Annotated in this window: 10 protein-coding genes; 4 read left to right on the top strand and 6 right to left on the bottom strand. The window is 72.1% G+C overall.

The window, feature by feature from the left end; translation table 11 throughout:
- Positions 1-10: 10 nt before the first annotated feature.
- The 4 genes from H9633_RS04840 to H9633_RS04825 are packed head-to-tail and all read right to left on the bottom strand — an operon-like array spanning position 11 to position 3,988.
- The gene (locus H9633_RS04840) at positions 11-856 is read right to left on the bottom strand and encodes a galactosyltransferase-related protein (RefSeq protein ID WP_191712282.1); all 846 of its coding nucleotides are present in this window, start codon (positions 854-856) and stop codon (positions 11-13) included.
- Positions 853-1,866 carry a glycosyltransferase gene (locus H9633_RS04835; RefSeq protein ID WP_191712281.1) on the bottom strand — a complete coding sequence of 338 codons (1,014 nt, stop codon included), beginning with the start codon at positions 1,864-1,866 and terminating at the stop codon, positions 853-855. Before H9633_RS04835 ends, H9633_RS04840 begins: the two co-directional genes overlap by 4 nt.
- Positions 1,863-3,011: a glycosyltransferase gene (locus tag H9633_RS04830; protein WP_191712280.1), complete on the bottom strand. Its 1,149-nt coding sequence runs from the start codon at positions 3,009-3,011 to the stop codon at positions 1,863-1,865. Before H9633_RS04830 ends, H9633_RS04835 begins: the two co-directional genes overlap by 4 nt.
- Complete coding sequence (locus tag H9633_RS04825; protein WP_404802964.1) at positions 3,008-3,988, bottom strand: glycosyltransferase; 981 nt, start codon at positions 3,986-3,988, stop codon at positions 3,008-3,010. The genes H9633_RS04830 and H9633_RS04825 overlap by 4 nt, the downstream gene beginning before the upstream one ends.
- 197 nt (positions 3,989-4,185) lie before the next feature.
- On the opposite strand from H9633_RS04825, the gene H9633_RS04820 reads away from it, so the two are divergent.
- Genes H9633_RS04820 through H9633_RS04810 form a run of 3 tightly spaced genes read left to right on the top strand, consistent with a single transcriptional unit; the run spans position 4,186 to position 7,432 of the window.
- On the top strand, positions 4,186-5,115 hold the full coding sequence (locus tag H9633_RS04820; RefSeq protein ID WP_191712278.1) for a WcbI family polysaccharide biosynthesis putative acetyltransferase: 930 nt from the start codon (positions 4,186-4,188) through the stop codon (positions 5,113-5,115).
- Positions 5,112-6,083: a hypothetical protein gene (locus H9633_RS04815; protein WP_191712277.1), complete on the top strand. Its 972-nt coding sequence runs from the start codon at positions 5,112-5,114 to the stop codon at positions 6,081-6,083. Before H9633_RS04820 ends, H9633_RS04815 begins: the two co-directional genes overlap by 4 nt.
- Positions 6,080-7,432, top strand: a complete 1,353-nt coding sequence (locus tag H9633_RS04810) for a glycosyltransferase family 2 protein (RefSeq protein WP_191712276.1) — start codon at positions 6,080-6,082, stop codon at positions 7,430-7,432. The genes H9633_RS04815 and H9633_RS04810 overlap by 4 nt, the downstream gene beginning before the upstream one ends.
- 19 nt (positions 7,433-7,451) lie before the next feature.
- Here the strand turns inward: H9633_RS04810 and H9633_RS04805 are convergent, their stop codons facing one another.
- Positions 7,452-9,944, bottom strand: a complete 2,493-nt coding sequence (locus tag H9633_RS04805) for a DEAD/DEAH box helicase (RefSeq protein ID WP_191712275.1) — start codon at positions 9,942-9,944, stop codon at positions 7,452-7,454.
- 29 nt (positions 9,945-9,973) lie between these two features.
- The gene (locus tag H9633_RS04800; RefSeq protein WP_191712274.1) at positions 9,974-11,005 is read right to left on the bottom strand and encodes an FUSC family protein; all 1,032 of its coding nucleotides are present in this window, start codon (positions 11,003-11,005) and stop codon (positions 9,974-9,976) included.
- Positions 11,006-11,080: 75 nt separating this feature from the next.
- Between H9633_RS04800 and H9633_RS04795 the strand changes: the two genes are divergently transcribed.
- On the top strand, positions 11,081-12,127 hold the full coding sequence (locus H9633_RS04795; RefSeq protein WP_191712273.1) for a DUF998 domain-containing protein: 1,047 nt from the start codon (positions 11,081-11,083) through the stop codon (positions 12,125-12,127).
- The last annotated feature ends 98 nt before the right edge of the window (positions 12,128-12,225 follow it).

Raw genomic sequence — 12,225 nt, 5'->3', positions numbered from 1 at the left:
GAACGCGGCGTCACGGCTCCTGGACTGCCGGGGCGCGCACGGTCCGGCGGTATCCGCCGTCGTGGGGTTCGATCGCCCCCGCCACGACGAACGCGTCGATCCAGCCGCCCATCGGCCACTCGCCCCACCGCTCGGCGAACAGGGCGCCGTTGCGCAGGATGTCGTCGAGGTGGCGCCACGGCGGAGTGCCGGCCGGATGCCACTGGTGATAGGCGTGTGCACCGCCGACCCACAGCAGAGGGATGCCCAGTGAGCGGGCTCGCCGGCCCAGGTCGGTGTCTTCCGCGCCGTACCCCTCGTACCTCTCGTCGAAGCCGCCCAGCCGCGCCCACGTCGCAGGCGTCACCGCGAACGACAGCGACCAGAACAGGTCGTACTCGGCCGGACCCGCGGTCTCGACGACGCCGGTCGCCGGGTTCGGGCGCACCGGATGGGGTCGGGTCATCGCATCCAGCTCTTCGGCGGATGATGGCCGCTGCACGCTCTCCAGGTACGTGACCGGCCCGCACAGCAGACCGTCGGGGTGCGACCGCGCCGCCTCGACGTACCGGGCGAGCAGCTCGGGCCCCGGCAGGCAGTCCACGTCGAGGAACACGAGCAGATCGACGCCCTGAGCGACCGCCAGCTCGGCAGCGGCGTTGCGAGCGGCGCCGACGCGCATGCCGTCGCGCCCGGGCGGAACATGCACGTGCAGGGCGCCGTCGAACGGGGGCGGGGGCTCGCTGTCGAGCCACGCCTCGATGCGCACCACCTCGTGCTCGGGCCGCGCGACTGCGTCGAGGAAACGACGCTGGCGGTGCAGGTGCGCGAGGCGATTCTGCGACGCGGGCGTGATCACACCGATCCGTGCGGTCATGAGGCGACCTCCTGTATGGCGTGGGCCGCCCGGGCTGCGGCGCCACGGGCACCCCAGCCGGTCCAGTCCGGGGTCGAGGCGGCGGCCCGCTCGACGAGCGCGGCGATGTGCTCCGGCGACGAGTCGGCGGGCGCCGTGTGGGCGAAGCCGGCGGACTGCAGCACGCGCGCGGTGTGCTCCTGCTCGCCGAACGGCCTGTCCTGGGGCAGCACCACCGCGCGTGCCCCGGCGGCAGCCAGGTCGGCCACGCCGTTCAGGCCGGCGGCGCTGACCACCACGGTCGCCCGGCAGAGCATCGGCCACACGTCGTCGACCCGATCGTCGTCGCGTGCGCCGGCGGTCTCGACCACCCAGCCCCGCGCGGTCAGCTGCTCGGTGGTCTGCTCGAGCTGCGGCGGATCGAAGGTGCGGCTGAGGAAGAGCACGCGGCGCGCGTCTCCATCGGCGCCCGGGTGCCGATCCCGCCCGTCGTGCCGCGAGATCGCCCCGACGTGACGCACCCGCTCGCGGCGGTCCGACAGCCCCGCCGCATCGAAGAGGCCCTCGGCCCACGGCGCGACGATGCGATCCGCCAGGTCGTGGCCGAGACGGTGCGGGGCGTCAGAGCGATCGCCGGGCTGGGCGAACACCACGGTCGGCACGCCCAGAAGCCGCACGAAGGCGGTGACCTCGACGCTGACGTCGACGACGAACGCCGAGACCGGGGTGCGGGCGATCCAGTCGGCGATCATCGCCAGTCGCGTCTGATGTCCGTCGTGTCCGATCGGCGCCCAGTGCAGCGCGCCGCCGGCGGTGACGTCGCCGAGCTCGTGCGCCTCGCGGCGGATTCCGTCGGCACCTACGACGGGATCGGCGTCGGCGGGCAGGCGGATCCACGTGGTGCCGCTGTCGAGCGTCGCCGGGGCGGGGAGGCTCGAGAACACGGTGACGTCCTCGTCGAGGTGGCGCCGGATCGCCTGCATCCGGGTGCGGTGTCCCCATCCGTGGTGGTGCACGTACCAGCCGATCATGCGCCGACCGCCTCCGCGACCCTCGCCTCGTCCACGAGCGCGGCCGGGGTCTGGGCGGCGATGCCGAGCACGCGCTCCACCTCGCGATGACGCCGGGCGAGCGAATGCCGGGCGGATGCCGCAGCGCGAACCCGATCACGGAATGTGCCCGACGCCGACTCGGCGGCGAGGCTGACGGCGGCCCGAGCAAGGGCGCTCACATCGCGGGCGCGCACGACAGCGCATCCGGGCAGCCCGGCGAGCACTTCGCGCGCCCCGCCGGCGTCGAACGCGACGACCGGCGTGCCGGTCATCAGCGCCTCGGCCAGCACCAGACCGAACGGCTCCGACCAGACCGGGGTGACCAGCGCGACCGACGACGCGCCGACCAGAGCGCACAGCTCGGGCTGACGCAGCGGTCCGACGTACTCCGCGCCGTCACCCAGGAGCGGCGCGACCTCACGGTCGAAATACACCGGGTCGCCGATGCGACCGGCGATCCGGATGCGTGCACCGGCGAGCAGTGCGGCCCTGATCGCGAGGTGCGGTGCCTTCTCGGGCACGATGCGGCCGAACCACACCCAGTGATCCCCGCCCGCTCCTCGTCGCCATTCGGTGCTGTCGACGCCGTTGGGGAAGACGAAGGCGTCCACGCCCTCCGCGGACCACGAGCGGGCGGTGTACTGGCTGACCGCGAGAAAGCGATGCGGGGCCGACGACGGAAGTGATCGCGCGGCGCGCACCATGTCGGGGAGGGGCGGCGTGTGCAGGGTCGTCACGACCGGAACGCCCAGGTCGCGGCTCCACAGGATCGGGTCGCCGTGCAGGCTGTGGTTGTCGACGACGTCGACACCGTCGAGCGGGTCGGTCAGTCGCGAGCGCACGCGTGCGAAGGCATCCGCCATCCGCCCGCGGTGGCCGGCCGGGTTCTCCGTGTCGGACGCGTCGTGCGTGCGATGCCAGCGCGGGCTCGGCAGGTGCAGGTCGGGGTCGGAGCCGAGGAAATCCGACCCGGCGGCGGCGCACAGGTCGACGCGGTGTCCGCGTCGGCGCAGCCACCGCACCCGATTCCACACCACCGCCTCGAGCCCACCCGCATGCGGCTGGCGCAGAGCATGCCGTTCGGGCGCGACGACCAGCACGCGCAGGCGCTGACCCGCGCTCACGCCTGCACTCCGGCGATGACGTCGCGGTAGAGGCGGGCGTGCGCGTCGCGCACGGCGCGTCTCTGATCGCGTCGCTGCGCACGCCGGCTCGCGACCACCTCGTCTGCCGACGGGGAGTCGTCGCGGGCCCACGTCACCGCGGCGGCCACCGTTCGCGGATCGTCGAGATCGACCACGCGGAAATCGGACGGATGCTGCGACCGGATGTGTCCGACGTCGGTTCCGGCCACCCGAACGCCGAGGTCGTAGCAGAGCTCGACCCATCCGGAGTGCGTTCCGTGCCGGTAGGGCAGCACGAAAAGATCGAGCCCGCCGAGCCACTGCTCGATCTCCGCATCGGTGAGATACGGCGTCCGCCGCACCCGCACGGCGGCATGCCCGTCGGCTGCGGCGACCACCCGGTCGGCGGTGCGATCGTCGCGCACGTTCTCGTTCAGCAGCACCTCGATCTCGACCGCCGGGCCCGACCGCTCGAGCAGCCGCGCGGCGTGCACCGCCGCGCGGACCGCGTTCTCCGCGTCGATGTTCGGGCGCAGGTCGCGCAGGTGGATGCCGACGCGCACGGTCTCGCCGTCGGTGACGCGTCCGGGGTCTGCGGCCTCGTCGAGAAGCGTCGGGTGGGCGAGCACCACGCTCGGGCGACCCCACCGACGCTCGATCTCCGCAGCGGCGGACGGCGTGAGCGTGATCAGTCGATCGGCGGCCGGGACGATCACGTCGAGCAGCGCTCGGTAAGGATCCTGATCGACGATCTGCGGATTGTCGAGGTCATGCACCGTGAACACCACAGGGCGGCCCGCGCGGGCGGCCGCATCGAGACCGTCGCGCAGCTCATCCGCCGTGAACGACTCCAACCCGAAGTGCACGTGCAGCACGTCGAACTCGGCGGCGTTCTCGCTGAGCCATCGCGCGGTCATCGCGACCGGTGGCCACCACTGCTCGGGCGGGGCGCCCGGCACCGGAGGGTCGGGCAGCAGCGCGACCCGGTGCGGATCGGTGATGGCCTGGATGTAGGGGTGGGCGGACGGGATGGAGGCGACCCGGATGGGCGCGGAGGCTGTACCGATGGTTCCTCCTCGAGTGGCTGAGCGGTCTGAGTGCGCAGATCGCAGGGATGGATGCGTGAAAAATCAACGGGGTCAAGCGGAAAAAGACAGAGGTATACCTTCGAAGCATGGACCCCTCCTCTCCCGACGTCACCACCGTTGCGCCCGCCGAGGCGGCGGTGCTAGGACGGCGTCGGCACTACGAGGAGTTCTACGGTCTGGCCCCTCTGCCCGAGAGCTTCGGCGTCGTGCTCGGCAACTGCCAGGCCGAGTCGCTGCGGCTCGTGATCGACACCGCGGATCGCCGCTTCATCCGAACCCCGCCGGTGCACGAGCTGACGGCCGACGATGCGCGGCGTCTGCACGACGTGGTGGCGGCCGCGCACACGGTGGTCACCCAGCCGGTGCGCGACGACTACCACGACCTGCCTCTCGGCACGCGCCAGGTGGCCGCGGCGACCTCGGCTCGGGTGCTCACGGTGCCGCCCGTGCGGTTCGCGGGGCTGCATCCGTTCCAGGCGGCGATCCGGGTGCCGGGGATCGATGAGGATCCGCCGGTCGTGGCGTACCACGACGTGCGCACCCTCGCGACGGCCGCCGGACTGCCGGTGTCGTCGTCCCTGCCGCCGGATGCCGTGCGGGCCGTCGCCCGCTCGTCTGTCGAGGTTCTGCGCGCGCGCGAAGCGGTGACCGACATCCCGGTCTCCGACCTCTTCGACACGGTCACGGCCGACCACATGCGCACGGTGAACCACCCCGGGAACGCGGTCTGGATGCCGCTCGGCGCCCGCATCCTCGAGGCGCTGGGCGCGGCAGACGGACCGGTCGACCCCGGACGTCCGCTGCTCGACTCGGTGCGCGCCCCGCTCGCCCCGGAGGTGGTCGAGGCATGGGGGCTGGCCGAGGAACCGCGTGCGGAGTGGATCGTGGAGGGACGGATCGTCGACGACGCGGCGGTGCGCGATGCCCACCTGGCCTGGTACGCCGCTCATCCCGAGTTCGTCGCCGCAGCCGTCGAGCGTCTGGCGCCGCTGCTGACCGTCTGGCGGACGGCATGACCGGCACGCCCCTGCTGCTCGTGCACCCCGGCGACCATGGCGTCGCCGTGTACGCCCGTGACATGGCGGCCGCGGTCGGCGCGCTCGGGGACGCGCGCACCGTCGACGCGGGCGAGGTCGGGCAGCTGCCGGAGGGAACGGCCGTGCACACGCACTTCACCGACCGGCTCTGGGGCGCGTCGCCCGAGGATGCCTCTCGCGTGTTCGCCGATCTCGCGTCCCGCGTGCGCCTGAGTGTGACCCTGCACGACGTGCCGCAGGCATCCGACGGAGAGCAGAACCGGCCCCGACGCCGGGCGGCGTACGCGCGGGTGGCGGCCGCGGCCCGCGCCGTCGTCGTGAACAGCGAGCACGAGCGGGCGCTGCTGCGCGAGGAGGACGTGTGGTCGGGTGCGGTCTCCGTCATCCCCCTGCCCGTCGAGCTCGAGGCGGATGCCGGGAGGGGCCGCCCGGACGGATCCGTCGGCGTGCTCGGCTTCTTCTACCCGGGCAAGGGCCACGACGAGGCAGCGGATGCGGCGGCCGCGGCGGGGATCAGCAGGCTCACCGTGCTCGGGCGCGCGTCGGACGGGCATGCGGCCGAGCTCGAGACCTTCGTGCGGCGCGCGGCCGGCCTCGGCGTCGAGGTCGAGGTCACGGGGTGGCTGGATGACGCCGAGATCGCCCGACGCGGCCGAGCGGTGAGCGTGCCGGTGATCGCGCACCGGCACATCTCGGCATCCGGCTCGCTGGCCTCATGGATCGGCTGGGGCCGGCGCCCGGTCGCGGTGCGCAACCGCTACATCGACGAGATGGCGGCGCTGCGCCCCGGCACGATCACCCCCGTCGCCGAGACCGACCTGGCCGATGCGCTGCGGCACGCGATCGCGCACCCCGACACGACCTGGCACGGGCTTGCGCGCCTGCCGCTCTCGCGCGCCGACGTGGCGAGCGCGTACCTGCGGCTGTGGGACGGACTGGACTCGTGACGGCGCCGGGGTCCGCCGGAAGGCAGGGGTCCGCCGGAAGGCAGGGGTTCGCCGGACGGCAGTGGGTCGTCGGCAACCGGTGGGACTCGTTCGACGGCATCCAGCCCGACCCGCTGCCCCGGGTGTCGGTGATCGTCTCGCACTACGATCAGCCCGCGGAGCTCGCCCGCACCCTGCACGCGCTCGCTGCGCAGGACTACCCGCCGCAGCTGCTGGAGGTCATCGTCGCCGACGACGGATCGCCCGGTGAGGTCGAGGTGCCCGACGACGTGATCCTCGTGCGTCAGGACGATCAGGGGTTCCGCCTCGCCGCCGTGCGCAACCTCGGCGTGCGCGCGAGCACCGGCGAGGTGCTGTGCTTCCTCGATGCCGACACGTCGCCGGAGCCCGGGTACGTGCGCGCGCTCAGCAGGCTCCCCGCGCTGCTGCCCGAAGCCGTCGTCGCCGGACGCCGCCGGCACGCCGACTTCTCGGGCATCCCGCCCGAGGTGCCGGTGACCGAGGCCGCCGCCGGGCGAGAACTGCCGGAACCCGTCTGGCTGGCGGAGGAGTACGTGCGCAGCCGAGCGCTGCTCGACGCCGACGACCGCTCGTACCGGTTCGTGATCGGCGCGGTCATCGGCTGCTCGCGCAGCCTGTTCGACGAGGTCGGCGGATTCGACGAGACGTTCACGTCGTACGGCGGCGAGGACTGGGAGTGGGCGCACCGCATGTGGCAGGCGGGTGCGGTGTTCGCTCACGTCCCCGACGCGGTCGCCTGGCACGACGGCCCGGAGTGGGCCGACCGCGAGGGGTCGGGGATGGATCGGGCCAACGCCCAGACCCTGCGGATGCAGTCGTCCATCCCGGTGCCGGGCTCGTCGCCGCGGGCGCTGTGGCCCGGTGCCGCGGACCTCGTGGTTCGCATGCGCGGAGAGCACTCCCCGGCGGCACTGTTCGTCATGGCGGATTCGCTGTTCGCGGCGTTCCCGCGCGCCCGGCTGCTGCTCGACGACATCCCCGCGGCGCTCGATGAGGACCCTCGCGTCGCTCCGGCGCGCGACGACGTCGACGCCAGGGTCGTCTGGGAGATGAGCCGTCCCGTCGTCGTGCTCGATGCGACGTGGATCGTCGACCTCGTGCACGGCCTCGGCACCGGCGACGTGGGCACGGTCCAGCTCGTCGACGACGACGGCTCGTCGCTCGGGTCGCTGCGCGCCCGGAGGGCGGCCCGTCGAGCCGAACGGTGGGGTCACGAGGATGGGTTCCGGACTCGGCGGATGACGGCCGTCGGGACGCACGCGCTGAGACCCGACCCGCGGGTGGAAGCGTGGGTCGGCGGGTGGGGCGGCGTCGAGTCGTTCCGCTGACGGGTCGCGCCCGCCGCAGCTACAGTCTGGTCACGCCGGTCACGGCCACGACCGCCTCACCCGCCTCGTCGGACGCGCCGAGGTCGATCGTCGCGGAGATGCCCCAGTCGTGGTCGCCGGCCGGGTCGTCGAGGATCTGCCGCACGGTCCACTGCTGCGCGTCCTGCTCGATGAGCAGCAGCTGCGGGCTGCGGGCATCCGCACCGGTGCGGATCTCGTCGTGCTCGGCGAAATACGCGTCGAGGGCGTCGTTCCAGCCGTCGGCGCCGAAGTCGGCGTCGAGCGATGCCAGGGATTCGACGTCTTCGCGGGCGGCGAGCAGCACGCGGCGGAACATCTCGTTGCGCACCAGCACGCGGAAGGCGCGGGTGTTGGCGGTGAGACGCTTCGGCGCGGGCGGCACGACCGGTTCGTCGTGGCGGTCGACCACGCCGTTGTCGGTGCCCGCCATGAGCTCTTCCCACTCGTCCAGCAGGCTCGAGTCGACCTGACGCACGAGCTCGCCGAGCCACTCGATGAGGTCGCGCAGCTCGTCGGTCTTCAGCTGCTCGGGGATGGTCTGCGAGGCCGCGCGATAGGCATCCGACAGGTAGCGCAGCACAACCCCCTCCGACCGGGCCACCTTGTAATAGGCGACGTACTCCCCGAACGACATGGCCCGCTCGTACATGTCGCGCACCACCGACTTGGGGTGCAGCTCGAAGTCGCGGATCCACGGCTGCGACGAGCTGAAGGTCTCGAACGCCGCGCTCAGCAGCTCGTCGAGTGGCTTGGGGTAGGTGATCTGCTCGAGCAGCTCCATGCGCTCGTCGTACTCGATGCCCTCCGCCTTCATCGCGCCGACAGCCTCGCCGCGCGCCTGGAACTCCTGCTGACTGAGGATCGCGCGCGGGTCGTCGAGGGTGGCCTCGACGATCGAGATCATGTCGAGGGCGAACGTCGGCGACTCGGGCTCGAGCAGCTCGAAGGCCGCCAGAGCGAACGGGGAGAGCGGCTGGTTGAGCGCGAAGTCGGGCTGCAGATCGACGGTGAGGCGCACGGTGCCGTCTGCCCGCTCCACGACGCCGGACTGCAGCAGGGTGCGGTAGATGCCGAGCGCCCGCAGGGCCAGCAGCCGCTGCGCGGCTCGCGACTCGTGGTTGTCGTATACCAGGGAGCGCATATTCGCGAAGACGTCGCCGCCGCGGGCGATCACGTTGAGCATCATCGCGCTGGTGATCTGCATGTGCGACGTCAGCGTCTCGGGCTCCGAGCCGATGAGCTTCTGGAACGACGGCTCGCCCCAGGACACGAACCCGTCGGGCGCCTTCTTGCGGATGATCTTGCGCTTCTTCTTCGGGTCGTCGCCCGCCTTCTTCACCGCGGCGATGTTGTCGCTCTCGTGCTCGGGTGCCTGCGCCACCACCGTCCCTGCGGTGTCGTAGCCCGCGCGCCCGGCGCGCCCGGCGATCTGGTGGAACTCGCGGGCGTTCAGCTGACGCATCCGCGTGCCGTCGAACTTCGTCAGCGCGGTGAGCAGCACCGTGCGGATCGGCACGTTGATGCCCACGCCGAGCGTGTCGGTGCCGCAGATCACCCGCAGCATGCCGCGCTGCGCGAGCTGCTCGACGAGGCGACGGTATTTCGGCAGCATCCCGGCGTGGTGTACGCCGATGCCGAGCCGCAGCAGCCGCGACAGCGTCTTGCCGAACGCGGTCGTGAACCGGAATCCGCCGATCAGCTCGGCGATGGCATCCCGCTGCTCACGGGTGGCGACCTTCGCGCTCGCCAGCGCCTGCGCGCGCTCCATCGCCGCCGCCTGCGAGAAGTGCACGATGTACACCGGCGCCTGCCCGGTGGAGAGCAGCTCGTCGATCGTCTCGTGGATCGGCGTCGTCTCGTAGTAGAAGTGCAGCGGCACCGGACGCTCGACACCCGTGACCACCGCCGTCTCGCGACCGGTGCGACGGGTGAGGTCGGCGGCGAGCTCGGTGACATCGCCCAGGGTCGCCGACATCAGCACGAACTGCGCCTGCGGCAGCTCGAGCAGCGGCACCTGCCACGCCCAGCCGCGGTCGGGATCGCCGTAGAAGTGGAATTCGTCCATCACGACCTGGCCCACGTCGGCGTCCGCACCCTCGCGCAGCGCGCGGTTGGCGAGGATCTCGGCCGTGCAGCAGATGATCGGCGCGTCGGCGTTCACCGATGAGTCCCCGGTGATCATGCCGACGCTCTCCGCGCCGAACACCTCGACCAGCGCGAAGAACTTCTCGCTGACCAGCGCCTTGATCGGGGCGGTGTAGAACGTGCGGCGATCATCGGCGAGGGCCGCGAGATGCGCTCCGATGGCGACCAGCGACTTGCCGGTGCCGGTCGGAGTCGACAGGATCAGGTTCTTGCCCGACACGATCTCGATGACCGCCTCGTCCTGCGCGGGGTACAGGCTGATGCCGGTCGACTCCGCCCACTCGACGAAGGCGAGATAGAGGGAATCCGGGTCGGCGCCGCGCACCGGAGAGGGATCGAGAGGCATGATGCTTCGATCCTTTCACGCCCGCCGGGTCAGGTCTCGTCTCGCAGCTCGCCGTGGATGCGCCGCAGGTCCTCCATCAGCGATCCGACGAGGATCCAGTGATCGGATGCCGGAGGGCGCACCACCAGAGGTGTGGTGAGGGCCGGCACGGGTGCGGTGCGGGCATCCGGAAGGCGCTCCGCCGACTGCACCGCCAGCCGCACGTCGTGCCCCGCGCGGTGCAGCTGCTCGGCGATCGCCCGCACCGTCGGGTCGGTGGCGAGCGAATCCTCGTAGTGGTCGATGTACGCGCGCGTCATCCCGATCACCTGCGTGACCACGGGGGAGAGCCGATCGAACACGTCCTGCAGCTGGTCGAGATCCTCGCGGTGGCGCCCGCGGCGGGGGTTGAGGGCGAGCGACTCCTCGGCTGCCGTCAAGGATGCCTCGGCTGCCTCCTTCATGGGGCGCAGCAGCCGCGCTTCGAGCATCAGCTCGTAGAGCTGCGCGGCGCTGCGGGTGATGGGCAGCGCGTCGGCGAGACGGTCGAGGGACGCGGCGAGCTCGCGACCGAGCATCCCGATGTCGCGCCGGGCCGGCGCGGAGAGAACCGGCGGGACGACGGCGACGTTCACGACGAATCCGACGGCGGCGCCGATGAGCGTCTCCAGGATCCGATCCAGCGCGTAGTCGGGGTTCGATGACCCGAGAGCCAGCACCAGCACGGCCGAGATCGCCACCTGATTGCCCGTGCCCGTTGACGCGCGCAGCGCCCAGGCGATCAGCAGCGCGACGACCACCGCGGCCAGCACCACCCAGCTCTGCCCGCCGAGCAGCAGGCTCAGCAGCACGGCGATGACGACACCGAGGATGACCCCGGCGCTGCGCTCGAGCGCCTTCGCCAGCGACTGGTTGACGCTCGGCTGCACGACCAGCAGCGCGGCGATGGCGGCGAACACGGGCAGCGGTCCGGGGATCAGCCAGCCGGCGATCAGCCACGCCGCGATCGTCGCCGCGGCCGACTTCAGCACCTGCAGCAGGGGAGCCCGGCGTGCGGCACGGATCGCGGCGGGGAAGCGCATGGGTCAACGGTAGCGCCGGCACGCGTGTGCGCGTCGGGCCTCGGCGGTGTCGGCCGGGAGTGGTTCGATGGGGGCATGGAGACCGGTCTGCACGATCTGGAGAGGAAGCTGTGGGCCACCGCGGTCTGCTTCACGTCGGGCGCCGTCATCGGCACCGCGGTGCTGTGGGGTGCTGCCCGGCCGTTCAGCGGAGACGGGTCGGTCATCATCCCGATCGCGCTCGTCGCCGCCGTGATCGCGGCGGTCGCCTTCATCGTCAGCACCCGGATGCACCGCGCCGGCGAGACCGCCCCCATGCCGCCGTGGCAGGCCGCCGTGTCGCACATCAGCGCGGCCGCGGTGACCGTCGCGATCGCCGGCGTCTCGGGCCTCGGCGTGCTGCTCGCTGGCGAGGTGCTCGCGACCGGACTGGAGGGACTGACGCTGCCCGCCGTCGCCGGCGGGGTGTTCACCGGTGTCGCGTCGGCACTCGGCGGCCGACTGGCCTTCCGCATGGGCGTGCGCCTGAGCACGCAGGACATCGCGGCGCTGCTGACGGCGTTCCTCGTGGTCGGCACCCTGTTCGCGATGCTGACCGCCGCGGATGCCGCGTGGTGGGAGCGCAGCTTCTCCGAACTCGGCATCGGAGCCCGCGGATGGGCGTTCAACGGCACGGTGATCGTGGCGGGACTGCTGATCGCCACCACCGGCTCCTACCTCGGCCGCGATCTGCACCGGATGCTCGGTGACGGCGCCCTGGCGTCGATCGCCGCCATCGTGCTCACCTGGGCAGGAGCGGGAGTCGCGCTCGCCGCGGTCGGGCTGCTGCCGCTCGACAGGGTTCCCGTCGCGCACGCGATCGCCGCCTTCTCGATGCTCGCGTTGATCCTCGTCGCGGCCGCGCTGACGACGCTGCTGCTGCGCGACGTCGCGGCGCTGCGGATGTTGACCATCGCTCTCGTCGGCATCGTGGTGATCGTGACGGTGATCGCCTTCGGTTTCCGGATGCTGTCGGTCGCAGCCCTCGAGGGGGTCGTGGTCGGGCTCGTGCTGCTGTGGCTCACGACGCTGGTGCAGCTGCTCGCCGTGCTCGCGCCCGAGACGTCGCGCCCGTCCGCCCGCCGTTCGCCGCTGCGTGCCTGAGCCACGTCGCTGCTGTCGGCTGGGCATCACCCTCCGTCTTCCGGTATGAGTTCGTGCCGCCTGGAACGGGTCCAGGCGGCACGAACTCATACCGGAGC

Origin of the sequence: Microbacterium commune, assembly GCF_014836945.1 — a bacterium.
Lineage (GTDB): Bacteria > Actinomycetota > Actinomycetes > Actinomycetales > Microbacteriaceae > Microbacterium > Microbacterium commune.
Note: the sequence above shows the minus strand (reverse complement) of the source record. Positions and strands in the feature narration are given on the sequence as shown.

What these genes read in the sequence shown, in the direction of transcription:
- H9633_RS04840 (WP_191712282.1), bottom strand. Translation starts at nt 856, where the DNA reads ATGACCGCACGGATCGGTGTGATCACGCCCGCGTCGCAGAATCGCCTC.
- H9633_RS04800 (WP_191712274.1), bottom strand. Translation starts at nt 11,005, where the DNA reads ATGCGCTTCCCCGCCGCGATCCGTGCCGCACGCCGGGCTCCCCTGCTG.
- H9633_RS04795 (WP_191712273.1), top strand. Translation starts at nt 11,081, where the DNA reads ATGGAGACCGGTCTGCACGATCTGGAGAGGAAGCTGTGGGCCACCGCG.
- H9633_RS04820 (WP_191712278.1), top strand. Translation starts at nt 4,186, where the DNA reads ATGGACCCCTCCTCTCCCGACGTCACCACCGTTGCGCCCGCCGAGGCG.
- H9633_RS04835 (WP_191712281.1), bottom strand. Translation starts at nt 1,866, where the DNA reads ATGATCGGCTGGTACGTGCACCACCACGGATGGGGACACCGCACCCGG.
- H9633_RS04805 (WP_191712275.1), bottom strand. Translation starts at nt 9,944, where the DNA reads ATGCCTCTCGATCCCTCTCCGGTGCGCGGCGCCGACCCGGATTCCCTC.
- H9633_RS04815 (WP_191712277.1), top strand. Translation starts at nt 5,112, where the DNA reads ATGACCGGCACGCCCCTGCTGCTCGTGCACCCCGGCGACCATGGCGTC.